This window comes from Serratia sp. OLAL2 (genome assembly GCF_002752475.1).
In the GTDB taxonomy this organism is placed as follows: Bacteria; Pseudomonadota; Gammaproteobacteria; order Enterobacterales; family Enterobacteriaceae; genus Serratia; species Serratia bockelmannii.
The window spans coordinates 93,080-109,206 of record NZ_MSTL01000019.1; the positions used below are offsets into that span (position 1 = coordinate 93,080).

16 protein-coding genes are annotated in these 16,127 nt (G+C 61.2%); 6 read left to right on the plus strand and 10 right to left on the minus strand.

The window, feature by feature from the left end; genetic code table 11:
* Positions 1–22: 22 nt before the first annotated feature.
* Positions 23–580, minus strand: a complete 558-nt coding sequence (locus BVU99_RS17770; protein ID WP_060432926.1) for a HutD family protein — start codon at positions 578–580, stop codon at positions 23–25.
* Positions 580–1,950, minus strand: a complete 1,371-nt coding sequence (locus tag BVU99_RS17775; RefSeq protein WP_049209158.1) for a formimidoylglutamate deiminase — start codon at positions 1,948–1,950, stop codon at positions 580–582. Before BVU99_RS17775 ends, BVU99_RS17770 begins: the two co-directional genes overlap by 1 nt.
* Before the next feature lie 180 nt (positions 1,951–2,130).
* On the opposite strand from BVU99_RS17775, the gene hutC reads away from it, so the two are divergent.
* The 4 genes from hutC (at position 2,131) to BVU99_RS17795 (ending at position 6,848) form a co-directional block, all read left to right on the plus strand.
* Complete coding sequence (gene hutC / locus BVU99_RS17780) at positions 2,131–2,886, plus strand: histidine utilization repressor (RefSeq protein ID WP_025302564.1); 756 nt, start codon at positions 2,131–2,133, stop codon at positions 2,884–2,886.
* Between the two features lie 157 nt (positions 2,887–3,043).
* Positions 3,044–4,267 carry an imidazolonepropionase gene (hutI, locus tag BVU99_RS17785; RefSeq protein WP_025302563.1) on the plus strand — a complete coding sequence of 408 codons (1,224 nt, stop codon included), beginning with the start codon at positions 3,044–3,046 and terminating at the stop codon, positions 4,265–4,267.
* Positions 4,264–5,067 (plus strand): N-formylglutamate deformylase, encoded by an 804-nt coding sequence (gene hutG / locus BVU99_RS17790; RefSeq protein ID WP_089180365.1) that lies wholly within the window; start codon positions 4,264–4,266, stop codon positions 5,065–5,067. The genes hutI and hutG overlap by 4 nt, the downstream gene beginning before the upstream one ends.
* 245 nt (positions 5,068–5,312) lie before the next feature.
* Positions 5,313–6,848, plus strand: coding sequence for a serine hydrolase domain-containing protein (locus tag BVU99_RS17795; protein WP_049204075.1), 1,536 nt, complete (start codon positions 5,313–5,315; stop codon positions 6,846–6,848).
* 3 nt (positions 6,849–6,851) lie between these two features.
* Here the strand turns inward: BVU99_RS17795 and BVU99_RS17800 are convergent, their stop codons facing one another.
* Both BVU99_RS17800 and BVU99_RS17805 read right to left on the minus strand, forming a co-directional pair.
* Positions 6,852–7,382 (minus strand): chorismate mutase, encoded by a 531-nt coding sequence (locus BVU99_RS17800; RefSeq protein ID WP_043141419.1) that lies wholly within the window; start codon positions 7,380–7,382, stop codon positions 6,852–6,854.
* 115 nt (positions 7,383–7,497) lie between these two features.
* Complete coding sequence (locus BVU99_RS17805; protein ID WP_049209162.1) at positions 7,498–8,001, minus strand: anti-virulence regulator CigR family protein; 504 nt, start codon at positions 7,999–8,001, stop codon at positions 7,498–7,500.
* 442 nt (positions 8,002–8,443) lie between these two features.
* Here BVU99_RS17805 and BVU99_RS17810 point away from each other — a divergent pair, with 442 nt between their 5' ends.
* Positions 8,444–8,623, plus strand: coding sequence for a hypothetical protein (locus tag BVU99_RS17810; RefSeq protein WP_025302559.1), 180 nt, complete (start codon positions 8,444–8,446; stop codon positions 8,621–8,623).
* Between the two features lie 52 nt (positions 8,624–8,675).
* Here BVU99_RS17810 and BVU99_RS17815 read toward each other — a convergent pair whose 3' ends face one another.
* Positions 8,676–9,557 (minus strand): nucleoside-specific channel-forming protein Tsx, encoded by an 882-nt coding sequence (locus BVU99_RS17815; protein WP_004941293.1) that lies wholly within the window; start codon positions 9,555–9,557, stop codon positions 8,676–8,678.
* 356 nt (positions 9,558–9,913) lie between these two features.
* The gene (locus BVU99_RS17820) at positions 9,914–10,555 is read right to left on the minus strand and encodes an HD domain-containing protein (RefSeq protein WP_089180818.1); all 642 of its coding nucleotides are present in this window, start codon (positions 10,553–10,555) and stop codon (positions 9,914–9,916) included.
* Positions 10,556–10,670: 115 nt separating this feature from the next.
* Here BVU99_RS17820 and BVU99_RS17825 point away from each other — a divergent pair, with 115 nt between their 5' ends.
* A complete protein-coding gene (locus BVU99_RS17825; protein ID WP_025302557.1) occupies positions 10,671–11,651 on the plus strand; it encodes a GlxA family transcriptional regulator in 981 nt (326 codons plus the stop codon).
* Between the two features lie 2 nt (positions 11,652–11,653).
* On the opposite strand, the gene BVU99_RS17830 is transcribed toward BVU99_RS17825, so the two are convergent.
* The 4 genes from BVU99_RS17830 to BVU99_RS17850 form a co-directional block, all read right to left on the minus strand.
* Entirely contained in the window at positions 11,654–11,926 is a 273-nt protein-coding gene (locus BVU99_RS17830; RefSeq protein WP_025302556.1) for a hypothetical protein, read from the minus strand.
* Positions 11,927–11,999: 73 nt separating this feature from the next.
* Positions 12,000–12,893: an aromatic amino acid DMT transporter YddG gene (gene yddG, locus BVU99_RS17835; protein ID WP_089195809.1), complete on the minus strand. Its 894-nt coding sequence runs from the start codon at positions 12,891–12,893 to the stop codon at positions 12,000–12,002.
* Positions 12,894–12,984: 91 nt separating this feature from the next.
* The gene (locus tag BVU99_RS17840) at positions 12,985–14,355 is read right to left on the minus strand and encodes an APC family permease (protein WP_025302554.1); all 1,371 of its coding nucleotides are present in this window, start codon (positions 14,353–14,355) and stop codon (positions 12,985–12,987) included.
* Positions 14,356–14,663: 308 nt separating this feature from the next.
* Positions 14,664–16,082, minus strand: coding sequence for a glutamine synthetase family protein (locus BVU99_RS17850; protein WP_025302553.1), 1,419 nt, complete (start codon positions 16,080–16,082; stop codon positions 14,664–14,666).
* Positions 16,083–16,127 lie beyond the last annotated feature (45 nt).

Genomic DNA, 16,127 nt, shown 5'->3' on the forward strand with positions numbered 1-16,127 from the left:
GGGCGCAGGACTCTACTCTGCGTTAGCAGGCTGTGATGTTCGCCCACAGGATCGCGCCGTCGGCCGTCAGCGGCGCCACTTCGCCGCCCGCCGCCGTCCACCAGACACCCTCGCACGCCCGCAGTTCTCCGCCCTCCGGCAGCGACCAAACACCGCTCAGCACATACAGCACGCCCGCCCGGTTGGGTGACAGGGTGACGGGCACCGTGCTGCGCAGCACCTCGGCCGCCTGCCGGCCGCGGCGTGTCATGATGTTGAAATCCTGACTGGCGCCGCCCAGCAGCGTCGCTTCCAGCGCCACATCGCCGGAAAAGGCGAACGGCTCCCCGATACGCGCCAACTGATGGTCGATATGCCCGGCGCTGAACAGCCGCACGCCGTCGCCTTCCAGCAACGTTATCGAGCGATCGATGCCCGCAAAGGCGGAAAACGGCCCGTCCTGCGCGATGGTGGCGATACTGGCGCGCCAGTCGAAATCCGGCTCGCCCGGCGGCCAGCTGACGATTTCACGGGTTTCCCCACCGCCGTTGCGCCACGGGCTGACCGGCAGCGCGGCGAAGTTAAAACGGGTCAGGCTCATTACGCCTCCTGCTGAAAGGTTTTCAGCACCTGCAGGAACTCTGCGCTGCTCTGCTGTTGCAGCGCGTGCCGCCCCTGATCGATCACCTGCCGGCCACCGACGAACACGTCGCGAATTTGCTCCTTGCCGCCGGCGAACAGCCAGCGATTGAGGATCGAGGCATCCGGCGCCGCCGCCAAATACGGATCGTCGCCGTCCAGCACCAGCCAGTCGGCGCGATAGCCGCTCTGCAACCGGCCGATCGGCGCGCCGCACGCCTGCGCGCCACCCTGTAGCGCCTGCAGGTACAGCACATCGCCCACCGCCGACTGTTCCGGTGTCGTCAGGCGATTGCGACGCTGATCGCGCAGCCGCTGGCCGTATTCAAACCAGCGCAGCTCTTCCACCACGTTGAGCGAAACGTGGCTGTCGGAACCGATGCCCCAGCGCCCCTGCTGCTGCAGGTAAGCGTCGCCAGGGAAAATGCCGTCGCCGAGGTTGGCTTCGGTGGTCAGGCACAGGCCGGCCACCGCGCGGCTGCGCGCCAGCGCTTCCAGCTCGTCGCGATCCAGATGGGTGGCGTGCACCAGACACCAGCGCTGATCGACCGGCAGGTGGTCATACAGCCAGGCCACCGGGCGCTGTCCGCTCCACGCCAGACAGTCGTTCACCTCTTTTTGCTGCTCGGCGATATGAATATGCACCGGCAAGGTGCGATCCGACGCGGCCAAAATCTGCTGCATCTGCCCCAGCTCCACCGCACGCAGCGAGTGGAAGCACAGCCCCTGGTTCTGCAACGGGCGATCCGCCAGCTGACGGGCAATCACCTGCTGCTGATGCAGATAGCTTTCGGTGTCCTGGATAAAACGTTTCTGCCCCGGCTGGGCCGCCTGGGCGCCGAAACCGGCGTAGCTGTAAAGCACCGGCAGCATCGTCATGCCGATGCCGGCCTGATGCGCGGCCGCGCTGAGGCGGCCGGTCATCTCGCCGCGATCGGCGTAAGGCTTGCCGTCGGCGTCGTGATGCAGGTAGTGGAATTCGGCCACCTGGGTGTATCCGCCCTTGAGCATTTCGATATACAGTTGACGGGCGACTACCTCCACCTGCTCCGGCGTCAGGCGCTGCACCAGGCGGTACATCAGATCGCGCCAGGTCCAGAAGCTGTCCTGCGGGTTGCCCGCCACTTCCGCCAGCCCGGCCATCGCGCGCTGGAAAGCGTGGGAGTGCAGGTTCGGCATGCCCGGCACCGCGTCGCCGTGCAGCCGGATGCAGCCTTGCGGCTCAGCGTTGGCGGTAACTTGAGTCAGATAACCTTGCGCATCGACGTCCAGCCGGACGTTATGCGCCCAGCCCTCAGGGAGCAAAGCGCGTGGGGCAAAATAAGCAGGCATGGCAGTATTCCACGGTTGATGTAACGGCGAATGAGGCGCGGCGATGGCGCGCATTCAGGAATTTTTGGCGGTCGCCGGCAAGTTTCTGGCGCGACGGCCACTAGTTGTATATACATATACATACGCCGACATCAACAGTAAACTGGTGTTATTATTTTTTTATTTGACGAGGTTAACGTCGTGGCTGAACAACAGACCGTGTTACAACTGGCGGCTGCAATGAGCGATGCCCCCGCCCCGATCTACCAACGGGTCAAACAGGCGATCGTGAATCAAATTCGTGCGGGGCATTGGCAACCGCACCAGCGCGTGCCCTCCGAAAGTGAACTGGTGGCGGAACTGGGCGTCAGCCGCATGACCATCAACCGCGCGTTGCGCGAGCTGACCAGCGAAGGTTTTTTGATCCGCATGCAGGGCGTCGGCACCTTCGTCGCCGAAGCCAAGGCGCATACCGCGCTGCTGGAAGTGCACAACATCGCCGATGAGATCGCCGCGCGCGGTCATCGCCACAGCAGCAAGATCCTCGAGCTGAAGGCCCGCCCGGCCAGCGAGGAAGAGGCGACGGCGCTGGGCATTCAACCCGGCCAACGGCTGTTCTACTCGCAGATCGTGCATTACGAAAATGACGTGCCGGTGCAGGTGGAAGACCGCTGCGTCAACCCGCTGGTGGCGCCGGATTACCTGAAGCAGGATTTCGACCGCGTCACGCCTTACACCTATCTGACGCAGGCCGCGCCGCTGACCGCCGGCGAACACATCGTCGAAGCGGTGATCCCCACCCGGCGCGAAAGCGAGCTGCTGCAGCTGGAAGACCACGAACCCGGCCTGCTGATCCACCGCCGCACCTGGTCCGGCAAAACCGTGGTGACCTCGGCCAGGCTGCTGTACCCCGGCAGCCGTTATCAACTGTTCGGCCGCTTCACCAGCGAAGTCTGATCCCCGGCGGGCGCGCCCTGCGCCCGCATCTCCGCTGTCGATCACATCCTGATAACAAAATCTCTCCCGCCTCTTGTGACATCCCGGTGAATGCGTTAGGTTGTTTTTAATTGTATATACAACCATGTGGGAGCTGCGGCTCCGGCGGAGGAAAGCAATGACGTCTGAGATTCACTGTGACAGCCTGTGGCACGGCGCCGATATCGTCACCATGCGCGACGGCAACTATCACACCCTGACCGACGGCGCGATCGCCGTACGCGACGGCAAGATCGTCTGGATTGGCGAACATGCGGCGCTGCCGCCCGGCCTGATCGCGGACGAAACGGTGAAATTCAACGGCGGCATCATCACACCCGGCTTTGTTGATTGCCACACGCACCTGGTGTTCGGCGGCAACCGCAGCGGCGAGTTCGAACAGCGGCTGAACGGCGTGAGCTATGCCGACATCGCCGCGCAGGGCGGCGGCATTATCTCCACCGTGAAAGCCACCCGCGAGGCCGACGAAGCGCTGCTGCTGGAGCAGGCGCTGTTCCGCCTGCGTCCGCTGCTGGCGGAAGGCGTCACCTGCGTGGAGATCAAATCCGGCTATGGCCTCAGCCCGGAAAGCGAGCTGAAAATGCTGCGGGTGGCGCGCAAGTTGGGCGAGCGGCTGCCGGTCGAGGTGAAAACCACCTGTCTGGCGGCCCATGCGCTGCCGCCGGAATACGCAAACCGCGCCGACGACTACATCAATCTGGTCTGCGATACCATCATCCCTCAGGCCGCCGCCGCCGGCCTGGCGGATGCGGTTGACGCCTTCTGCGAACACCTGGCGTTCTCACCGGCGCAGGTGGAGCGAGTCTTCGCCGCCGCCGAAGCCGCCGGTTTGCCGGTCAAACTGCACGCCGAGCAACTCTCCGCCCTCGGCGGCAGCACGCTGGCGGCGCGCCATCACGCGCTCTCCGCCGACCATCTCGAATACGCCACCGAGCAAGATGCCCGCGCCATGGGCGACGCCGGCACCGTGGCGGTGCTGCTGCCGGGCGCCTACTACCTGCTGCGCGAAACCCAGTGCCCGCCGGTAGAGCTGTTCCGCAAGCACCACGTGGCGATGGCGATCGCCAGCGACGCCAACCCTGGCACGTCGCCGGCGCTGTCGCTGCGTCTGATGATCAACATGGCCTGCACGCTGTTCCGCCTGACGCCGGAAGAAGCGCTGGCGGGCGTTACCACCCACGCTGCCAAAGCGCTGGGGCTGCAACACAGCCACGGCACGCTGGAAACCGGCAAGGTGGCGGACTTTGTTCACTGGCCGCTGTCGCGGCCGGCGGAACTGGCTTATTGGTTGGGCGGCCAGCTGCCCTGTACGGTGATTTTCCGAGGAGAAGTACGTCAATGACCATTCGCGATCCTTTTAGCTTCCAGATCGGCAGCCTGCCGCTGCTGATCAGCATCCCACACGCCGGCACACAACTGACGCCGGCGGTCGAGGCCGGGTTGACCGACGATGCCCGCCCGCTGCCCGATACCGACTGGCATATCCCGCAGCTGTACGACTTCGCCCGGGCGATGGGCGCCAGCGTACTGGTCGGCAACTATTCGCGCTTCGTCATCGACCTGAATCGCCCGGCGGACGACAAGCCGCTGTACACCACCGCCACCACCGGTCTGTATCCCGATGTGCTGTTCGACGGCCGCCCAAGCTTCCTGCCGGGCAAAGCGCCGACGGACGAAGAACGCGCCGGCTATCTGCAGCAAATTTGGCAACCTTATCATCAGCAGCTGCAGGACGAGTTGGTACGCCTCAAAGCGCAGCACGGCTATGCGCTGCTGTTCGACGCGCACTCCATCGCCTCGGTGATCCCGCGGCTGTTCGACGGCAAACTGCCGGATCTCAACCTCGGCACCAACGGCGGTGAAAGCTGCGCCCAGGCGCTGAGCGATCGGCTGGTCGCCTGCTGCGAGCAGCAACAGCAGTACACCCACGTGCTGAACGGCCGCTTCAAGGGCGGTTACATCACCCGCGCCTACGGCCAACCGCAGCAGCAGCAGCATGCGATCCAGCTCGAGCTGGCGCAGGTCAACTACATGTCCGAACAGTATCCTTTCGCGTTCGAACCGCAGCGCGCCGCCTCGCTGCAGCGCCTGCTCAAGCAGATGATTGAAGGCCTGTTGGACAGCGCCGCCAGACTGAACTGATCCCCTTTACAGGCGCCGCCGGGCGCCTGTTTCTCTCCCTGTCCTTAACCGTAACGTCAGCCGCAATCTGCGCGCTATATCAAAGTTTCGCGTGATTCCCTACTGACTGGTCTAAACAGCGCACAAAACAGCGGCCGACGAAAAACGCGCTGCGCCACAATCAGCCGAAAAGCCCGCGCTCATCGTCAGCGCCGGGCGGCGTGTGGCCGAGCTGGCCCGTTTCGAACCATCACTCTGGAGGCCCTATGTCTGTAACACCGTTAAACTGGCGCGCTGCCGGCGCTCTCGCCGAACAATTGCTGGCCGGCTGGCAACGGCGTGGCGAACCCGGCGGCGCCATCACCCTGTTTGACGCCGAACAACTCCGCGCCACCGCCAGTGCCGGCTTGGCCGATCTGGCGCAGAATACCCCCTTCACCGCCGACAGCGTGGTGCGCTACGCCTCAGTGACCAAGCACATCTTCGCCGCGTTGGCGCTGAACGCCACCGATCGCGCCATTCGACTCGAACAACGCCTGGGCGAACTGCTGCCCACCCTGCAGCCCGCGTTGGCGGACGTTACCGTCGGCCAGGCGCTGGACATGACCGGCGGTCTGCCTGACGTGCGCGAGACGCTCGGTCTGCTGGGCATATCGCTGCATGCCGTCAGCGAGGCGCAACCGGTGATGCAGTTTGTCGAGGGGCTGGAAAGATTGAACTATGAAGCCGGTAGCGAGATCGCCTACAGCAATACCGGCTATCGGCTGCTGGAGGCCGCGCTGCGCAGCAAAGGGTATGATTTCGACCAACTGGTGCAACAGCACATCGCCCGGCCGCTGCAGGTGCAGATGCAAGCGCCGGAAAGCTGGTTCGACGTGGTGCCAGGGTTGGTGCCGGGTTACTGGCGTGCGGCGCGGGGCTGGCAACACGCCAGCGCCGGTCTGCACCTTTCCGCCTCCGGCAGCCTGACCGGCAGCCTCAACGCCCTCACCCGCTGGCTGCAAACGCTGCTGGCCGACCAGGGCCCCGGCCAGGGCGTGCTGGCGCAACTCGGCGCACCGCGCCGCCTCAATCAGGGTCAGCTCAGCGCCTATGGACTGGGGCTGGCGCAGACGCCGCTAGGCCGCCGCCGCTTGCTCGGCCACGGTGGTTCCCACGCCGGTTACAAAACCTATTTCCTGCTGGCGCCCGATCGCCAGGTCGGCGTTGCGCTGGTGGCCAACCGCGAAGACTGCGACAGTTTCGGGATGGCTTTGCAGGTGATGGCAGCGCTGCTGGGCGAACCTTTGCCGCAGCGCAGCACGGCGATCCCCGACGGTCTCTACGCCACGCTGGCGGAGCCGCACTGGCTGGAGGTCAAAGACGGCAACCTGGCCTATCTGGGCAGCGATGAACCGCTGTATCAGGGCGAAGACGGCTACGCGGTGTCGCTGTCCGCCCATATGCCAATCAAATTGAAGTGGACCGGCGAAGCGGTCGAGGGCGAAGTCGGGCATGTGGCGCGCCGTTTCCTGCCGGTCACGGCCAACGGCGACTGCCTGAAGCATGTGCAGGGGTTGTGGTATCACCCGCACTATCGCACCGCCTTTGAAATTCGCGGCAATCGGGTGCATATTGGCGTCGGCCCGGCGGCGCAGACCGGCACGCTCAGCCCGCTCGGCCAGGGCCGCATGCTGGTGGAGTGCCAGGACGGCCCATGGTTGAAACGCTTTTGCCTCTATTTCCGCGGTTACAACGTGGATCTCATCGCCAACCGCAGCCGGATGCTGACCTTCCGCCGCAGCACCGTCGGCCGCGACTGACGCTCAGCGTGCGCTGCCGGTTCTGACCGCCAGCAGCGCATCCGCCAGCCGCCGCTTGTCGGCGGCGCTGAGATTCACCTGATCCACAGACGCCATAAACGCCGCCCGATCCGCCTCGCCGAGCGGGCCGGTACGCAGTCGCTCCGCCAGCCGTTGCAATATCTGGCTGCTCAGCTGCGCGATCTGTGGGCGCACCTGCGCCAACGGGCGCGGCTGCCAGCCGGGCTCCGGGCTCGCCAGCCAGTCGGCGCGATAGCGGTACTGAATCGCCTTGGCGGCGTCCATCTGCGCGGCGATAAAAGGCCGCACCGACGCCGGCTCCAGCCCCAAACGCCCCGCCTCCGCCTGCGCGCTGGCCAACACCTTCGCCTCCTGCGCCAGGTCTTCGATCGGCAAATGCTGCTGCGCCTTGTAACCGGCAACGTCTTTCATCAACGACAGCCGTTGGTTCACCAGTTCGCCGATGGCGGCAGCGCCGTCTGCCAACGCTGGAAAACTGGTCAAACAGCAGGCTATCAATAACGCCCTGAACATGGCGCCTCCCTTATGATGCAGTGAAAAGGTCAGGCGCCAAGTTCACCACGTCAGCCCTGCGCCGGCAAATAAAAAAGGCCCCGCCGCAGCGAGGCCCGATGAGATCCAACCGGCGTTAGTCGAACACGCCGTTGATGACGGAGGCCACAATCGCGGTGCTGAGTGCGACCAGCACCAGATCGTCGCCGGCGATACGCCACTCATAACCCGGGTACTGCGGCAACTCACGCAGCATCGAGTAAGGCACCACTTTTTTGGCGATGCCCGGCGGCAGCGGTTTACCACGCGCCAGATTCTTGGCGATGCCCGGTGGCAGCGAGCTATAGCCTGTCAGGCCGTAGTTGTGCGCCAGCGAACGGGCGCGGTCGCGCGAAAGGCTGACGGAGACCAGATTATCGTCGTTCCTATAGCCGCCTTTATCTTTATTGCCTTTGTTGCCGTGATTACCGTTGTTGCCATGGTTACCGTTATTGCCGTTATTGCCGTGATTGCCGCTGTTGCCATGGCCGTTCCCGTTGCCGTTACCATTGCCGCCTTTGTCGGCCAAGGCCGGGGCGGATGACAACCCCAGCGATGCAATCAGCGCTAACACCGTGAGAGTCGTACGACGTTTGTTCATGTTGTGTATTCCTGCGTGGGTGACTCTGTTGACTATAGCTAGCCTTTTCCAGACAAAGTATAAGGAAAACTCCGAGATAACGGCGCGCTTTTACGGCATTCGCTTTCAAACCTTGTCTCAACGCAAAACGCCTCGAAAATGCCGATGCTTGTCTCAGATTTTTCTTGAAGAAAAATAAGCCTTACGCTAGCGTGGGAAGGTAACAAAAAAGAGTTAGCGTGCTCTTTTTCGTCGCACCTCAAATCTTATTCTTATCATCCATAATGATAATAGCGAACACTTCCCGCCTCTCCGTGCGGGATTCTTTTTCCCGCCGCCGTCGCCCCAATCTGGTGCTTTATGTTGAGATTTGGTTGCCGATAATTTACATTCGCTGTCTGAGAAACCTCAACCTCCCGCGGTGGCCAGGCTGGCAACGGGTGGGCGTTCAGGAGCAAAAGACGTGCAAATGACCCTCATGGAATACATCACTCGACACTTTAACGGCGATCTTCATCGTTACGCGCAGTCGGAAGGCGTCAGCCGTGAACAAATCATTAGTTGGATAAATAATGAATGTCACGTGATCAAAGGCAGGCTGTTTATGCCGGTGAAGCATCTCCCGGCTGAACAAGCACAGTGATGACAAAAAAACCCCGCCAGGCGGGGTTTTCTGTTTCTGATAGCACGGAAAATCAGAAGTTATAGCCGACCACGAGGTAATAACCCCAACCGGTAGACTTGATCGGGCCCTGCGGGGTACCGATATCCGCGCCATCCTGCCACTGGCCGCCGTTATGGAAATAACGCGCCACGAAAGAATAGTGCCAGTGATCGTAGTTCAGCGCCAAAATGTGGCTGGAGGCGATAGAGTTGCTGGTGCGCACCTGTTTGCCGGTGCCGTCAACCCAATGGCTGTCCTTGCCCAGATCGGAACCAAAGTCGAAGTTGGTGAAGCCGATGTAGCTCAGGTTGCCGCCCCACACCTGGGTCAGCGGCACGAAGTATTTCACCTTGAAGCGGTAACCGTCCCAGCTGTTCTCGTTGGCAGCCTGGTAGTTTTCCCACTGGTATTTGGCATAGATGTTCATCGACAGGCTCATCGGCAGGCCGGTGTCGATATCGGTGCCCAGACCCATGTACCAGGTGTTTTGACGACCGTCGGCGTTGTGGCCCAGGTCATAGATGTAGTTGTTGGCAAAGTACCACTCTTTGAACGGACCGAAGCTCAGATCGGTGCCGGTCAGCTTGTCGATGGAGAAGCGCGGTTCAATCTCCATAAACAGCGGGGAGCCTTTGTCCCAGATGCCGCGATCCGGGGTATTGCCCACGCCGAAGAACTTCGGCACGTCAACGTAACCGTAGAAGTCGAACCAGTCTTTCTTGGCGAAGGCTTCGTATTCGAGATACACGTCGTTATTCAGCTGCGGTCCGAAACGGGTGTGGTAGCTGCCCACCACGTTAACGCTCTGGTGCCACCAGTCGGAGACATATTGACTGTCTTTGCTATCAGCCATTGATGATGCACTGTAAGACGCTGCGAGCAGTACACCTGCTGCGAGAGCTATTTTTTTCATTTTATTACCACATGCTTAAAGGGCCATTTCCTGCCCGTTTAGAAAAGATGACAATGAGTCTGCCGACACCTGGCGTTGTCTTCACACAGAAACTCGGATGACGCGCGCATTATAGAAACCACTGACTGTAAGAATCTGTGATCCAGTTACGCATTTCGCGAATAGGTAATCGATTGCGTTCACATTTGTCAAATTATGTTTCATTCAAATTCACATTCGCTGTGATTTTTGTCATGCACATCGATTTTTAGCGCAGTTTTTGAGCCAACTGTCATCAACCGGCAATGAAGAGGAGTACGGCATTCAAGCGGGAAATGCCGGCGAAAACTCGCCGGCGAGAGAGAAGCGGCAGCCGATCACGCTGGCCACATCGAACGACGAATGAGGCTGCAAAAATTACCGCGAACAAAGCTCGGTTCCTTATCCGCCAGCACGTCCGCTTTGACGTTGCCGAAGGTGCTGTCCGGCTTATGTCGAATCCCGTCGTAAAACGCCTGAATAATCGCTTCCTTGAAGTTTGCCCCGCGGGGATGCAACTCCACTACCCGCTCTCGCAGCGTCGCGTCATAGCCCTGGTAATTGATCCCTAACACATCCATCTCTACCCCCGCGGTCACCAGCGCAATCAGCGGGTGCATGTATTCCGGGATCCCCGGCGTGGTGTGTAACGCGATCGCCGTCCATACCCGATCGATATCCTGACGGCTGACCCCGTGCCCGCGTAAAAACTCGGCCGCCGCATCGGCGCCATCCACTTCGAAACGTTTGTCGCAGCTGCAGTGATCGTGCGTCAGTCCCATATCGTGAAACAGGCAGCCGACGTACAGCAGTTCAGGATCGTAAGCCAGCTTGCGCTGCTGCCCCGCCAGCGCCGCCCAGTAATACACCCGGCTGGAGTGGTGAAACAGCAGATCTGATTCGGTGTCGCGCACTAACTCGGTCGCCTGACGCGCCATCGCGCTATCCGGCACGCTGATGCCGTTGATGGTTAAACTCATAACTTGATTCTCCCGTTGTCTGGAACCCGGTTAGATTAGGCGTTACACTGAATGTCCTCAATTGCCATTAATCAACGATTAGGGACATCCCCCATCCATCGGGATATCGCATGCCATGAGTAAAACCATCGCTATTCTCGCCGTGCCACAGGTGCAGCTGCTGGACGTTTCCGGTCCGCTGGATGTTTTCGCCGAGGCCAATCTGCAAGCCGGCTATGCCGCCTATCATCTGCAGGTAGTCGGAAAGACGCTGGCGCCGATCGTGTCCTCATCCGGCGTCAAACTCGTGCCGGATCTCGCCATCACCCAATGGCGTGAACAGGCGATCGACACGTTGCTCATCGCCGGTGCACCGGGTATCGCCGACGGCGAAAGCGAAACACGCACGCTGGACTGGCTACGCAGAGTGGTACCCCGCACTCGCCGCTACGGCTCGGTGTGCAGCGGCGCTTTTCTGCTGGCGGAGGCCGGCCTGTTGGATGGGCGGCAAATCACCACCCACTGGGCGGTAGCCGATCAATTGTGTCGCCGCTATCCTCAGGTCACGGTGGATAAAGACGCCATTTATGTGCGTGACGGGCGCCTGCAGACTGCCGCTGGCGTGACCTCAGGGCTGGATCTGGCGCTGATAATGGTGGAAGACGATTTAGGGCGTGAGATCGCGCAGCGGGTCGCGGCCCAGCTGGTGATGTTTTTCCGCCGTCCCGGCGGGCAGATGCAATTCAGCTATCGGGAACAGGCGACCCTGGCCGGGCGCTCAATGCTGCAGGAAGTGCAACGCTGGGCGATAGACAATATCGGGTTACCGCACAACGTAGCCAGCCTGGCGGAACGCGCCGGCGTCACCCCGCGGCATTTCAGCAGGCTGTTCGGCAACGAGGTCGGCACCTCTCCCGCTAAATGGCTCGAGGAAGCCCGCATCGCCGAAGCGCGCAGGTTATTGGAACTCGGCGTATTGGCGCCAAAACAGGTGGCGGCGCATTGCGGTTTTTCCAGTGCAGAGCTGATGCGGCGGGCATTTATCCGCCGGCTGGGGGTAACGCCGGCGGACTATCGAAAAATGTTTCTCGGTAAACAACTGCGGCGCGAAAGCTGAGATCAGTTTACCGCCGGCACCGCCTTGGCGATGTTTTCCTGGCGGAACGCCACCTCTTCGCCGTTTTTCACCTCCCAGTTGGCAACCGGAATGTCGGTCTTGGGCGCCGCCGCGACGACCGAACCGTAAATCAGCTTGTCGTCGCGGCGCAAAATATAAACGTCGAGCTGATATTCGTGCCGCAGATTCGCCGTGGTCAGGCGCACGGTATCGCCGCGCTCATAGTGATGCACGTCGATTTCAGGCTGTTGAATAAATTGAATGTCGCTTCTCATCGTCGTCGTTCCTTCAGGCAACATGGCTAGTTAAATTCTAGTTCAACATTGCGCCGACGGCGGATAATTTCCGTTAATTTCCGCGAGTTGCCCGCCAACAGATCAGCGAGCCAAGCGTGACCATCGCTACGCCCTGCCAGAAATTGGCGGTCAGCGAGGTATGCAACACCAGCGCGGCGAACACCGCCGACAGCACCGGGGTGAAATAAGAGACGGTGGCCAGCAGCGTCATGTTGCCGTGCAAAATGCCAACGTTCCAGGCGGCATACCCCGCCCCCATCGCCACTCCGGCGCACAGCAGCGTTACGGTCACGCCAGCGCTGAACTGCATGCCGCTTTCCGCGCTGAAGGCATACTTCAACCACAGCGCCAGCGCGGTCAGCACGATGAACAGCACCACACCGTTGCTGCCCTGGGCGATCTTCTTGGTCAGGTTGCAATACAGCGCCCAGATCACTGCGCCACTGAACGCCAGCGTATAGCTGAGCGGATTGCTGCGCACGTTGGCCAGCATCTGCGCCGGTGACCAGCCGCCCTCGCCGCTCATGATCCAGCCGATGCCGAACAGCGACAGCAGCAGTCCCGGCAGCAGCCACCATTTCGCCTTTTGGCCGTTGAGCGCCAGCGCCATCAGCACGGTGAAACAGGGCCACAGGTAGTTGATCATGCCCACTTCTATCGCCTGCAGGCGGGTATTGGCGTAGCCGAGCGACAGCGACAGGCAGATCTCGTAGCTGACGAACAGCAGGCTGCCGACGATCAGATAAGGCCGCGGAAAGCTGCGCCATTTCGGCACGCCGAGCGCCACCAGCAAAAACACCGCGCTGACGCTGTAGATCATCGCCGCACCGCCTATCGGCCCCAGCCCTTCGCTGACGCTGCGAATAAGGCCAACCACGCTGCTCCACAGCACAATGGCCAACAAACCGAACAGCGTGGCGCGGGTACGCGAGGGAAAAGCGGGCATAAGACAGGTCCAATGGGTTATTTTTTATCAGGTTTTTCACTCTACTGCCGCACGTGCCAAAAAGAAAGGCGGGATACTCCCGCCTGTGAATTTATTGCTGCGGTTGCCGCTCCAACTGCGGCGGCGGCTGGCGAAAGCGTCGGGTCAGCCAGGCCAAATAGCCGAAGCCCAGTGTCGCCCAGATCAGCCCCATGGTCAGCGAGCTTTTCTCCAGGTTCAGCCACAGCACCCCCACCGTCAGCGCCCCCACCAACGGCAGGAACAGGAAGTTGAACCGATCCTTCCAGCTTTTGTTGCGCCCTTCGCGAATGAAGAAGTGGCTGATCACCGACAGGTTAACGAAGGTAAAGGCTACCAGCGCACCAAAGTTGATCAGCGCCGTGGCGGTCACCAGATCGAACGACAGCGCTGACAGCGCCACCAGCCCGACCATCAGCACGTTCAGCGCCGGGGTGCGCCATTTGGGGTGGATATAGCCGAAGAATTTCTCCGGGAACACGTTGTCACGCCCCATCACGTACAGCAGGCGCGATACGCTGGCGTGCGACGCCAGGCCGGAGGCCAGCGTGTTGATGAAGGTCACGCACAGGAAGATCGACTGGAACAGCTTGCCGCCGACGTACAGCGCGATCTCCGGTAGCGCGGCGTCGGGCTGGTGAAAGCGTTGAATGGACGGGAAAAACAGCTGAATGAAGAACGACACGCTGATAAAGATCACCCCGCCGTACAGCGCGGTCAGGAAGATGGCGCGCGGGATCACCTTGGCGGCGTCGGGCGTCTCTTCACACAGCGTGGTGACCGCGTCAAAACCGAGGAACGAGAAGCACAGGATAGTCGCGCCGGTAATGATCGGCAGCAGATGCGCATTCTCGCTGAGGAACGGCCGCAGGCTCCACACCGTGCCCATCCCCTCGCCGTTGTGCAGGCCGCGCACCACCAGATAGATGAACACCAGAATGATCGCCACCTGCGCCAATACGAACAGGGTATTGAAGTTGGCCACCAGATTGACGCTTTTCAGGTTGATGGCGGTGATAAGGATAACGAAGCCCACGACCCACACCCAGGGCGGCACTTCCGGGAACAGCGCGGTCAGGTAAATCTTCGCCAGCAGCGTATTGATCATCGGCAGGAACAGATAATCAAGCAGCGATGACCACCCCACCAGAAAACCGACGTGCGGGTTGATCGCCTTCTGCGCATAGGTATAAGCAGAGCCGGCGGTGGGAAACTGGCGCACCAGTTTGCCATAGCTGATGGCGGTGAACAGCACGCCGGCCAGCGCCAGCAGATAGGAGGTCGGCACATGGCCGTCGGTGAGGCCGGAGACGATCCCGAAGGTGTCAAACACCGTCATCGGCGTCAGATAGGCCAGGCCCATCATCACCACCTGCCACAGCTTGAGGGATTTGCGCAGCTGCGGTTTGCCCGCCGGGCCGCCGTCGATGGCTTTAATCGTCATGGCATTTCCCCTCTTGGTCCTCTGCTGTCAACCGTGCAACGTCATTCAGAGAGGCCGCAGGGAAACTGCTGCTCAGGCGGCGGTAAAAACGGGTTGGTATCGCTGTCGGGCGGCCGGCGACCGGCCCGTAGGCACTGCGGCACAGACAAACGTCTGCGCAGGGGGCTGACTGAGTCATGGTTATTTCCTCGTCGGCGTCCTGTACGCCGTGATAGAAGAAATTCTGTACCGCAGCGCGCAGCCTCGCCGGCCACAGGAGAGCCGATGAAATGCGCCGGACGCGCGCGGTAGTCGCAGGGTGAGCGGGATCAGGCGTTTTTCAACATCCACTCGATTTCGGTTTCGGTGATCAGGCGCTCGAACTGCACCAGCTCATCAGTTTTGCAGGCCAGATAGACGTGGCTGAAGCGTTCGCCCAACAATGCATTGAGCACCGGCTGATGTTCGAACTCGTACAGCGCGTCGCTCTGGCGGATCGGGAACGGCAGCCCGTCCTGCTCCAGACCGTTGCCGGTCACCGGCTCAGGCAGCGGCAATGCGGTTTCCAGGCCATAAACGATGCCGGCCAGAATGGTCGCCATCACCAGATAAGGATTGGCGTCGGCGCCCGCCACGCGATACTCCACGCGGTGGTTGTCGCGATCGCCGCAGGGAATGCGCAGCGCCACGGTGCGGTTGTTATGCCCCCAGGAAGCCTGGGTCGGCACATACATGCCAGGCTGGAAGCGGCGGTAGGCGTTGACGTTCGGCGCCAGCAGCGCCATCGAAGACGGCATCAGGGCGATCATGCCCGCCAGCGCCTGTTTCAGCAGCGCCGAATCTTCGCCGTCATCGTCGGCGAACACGTTGTTGCCCTGCGCGTTCAGCATGCTGATGTGCACGTGCATGCCGCTGCCGGCGTGCTCCTCATACGGTTTGGCCATAAAGGTCGCCTGCATGTTGTGGTTCTCGGCCACCATGCGCACCAGCCGCTTCAGCGCCAGCGCGTGATCGCAGGCCTGCAGCACATCATCAGTATGATGCAGGTTGACCTCGAACTGCCCCGGCGACGCCTCCGCCACCGCGCCGTCCGCCGGAATGCCCTGCAAACGCGCCAGTTCGTCGATCTCGCTCAGCACGTCGGCGAAATGGTTGAGGTTATCGACGGAGTACACCTGGCTTTGGGTGTTGCGCTCTTGCGTGCCCGGCGCGCACGGCGGCTGCAGATAGCCTTCCGCGTCACGTTGACGATCGATGAGATAGAACTCCAACTCTACCGCTACCACGGGGGAAAGCCCGCGCTGACGCAAACGCTGCCACACTCGGTTCAGCACATTGCGCGGTTCAACGTCAAAGGGAGTGCCATCTTCATCCAACATGGTGAGCAGCACCTGCGCGATATATTGCGGGTCCGCCGCCGACGGCGTCAGCGTGCCCGGTACCGGCACGCACACGTGATCCGGCTCGCCCAACTCCTGCCCCAACCCGGCCTCTTCCACCACGTTGCCGAGAATATCCATCGCAAATACCGACGCCGGGAAGTAACAGCCCTTCTCCAGTTTGTTCAGGCCGCCGACCGGGATGCGTTTGCCGCGGAAGCTGCCGTTCAGGTCGGTCAACAGTACGTCGACATGTTGGGTTAACGGATAACGTTCCAGATACTTCTTCACTTCGCGCTGGAACGCGCTACTTCGTCTCTCTTCACTGTGCTGAACAAAGTTTTCCACTTCTACGATGTTGGTCTGCATGGTTCACCCGCCGTTTGTGTTTTGCTGTCGTCGATGTTTATTGAC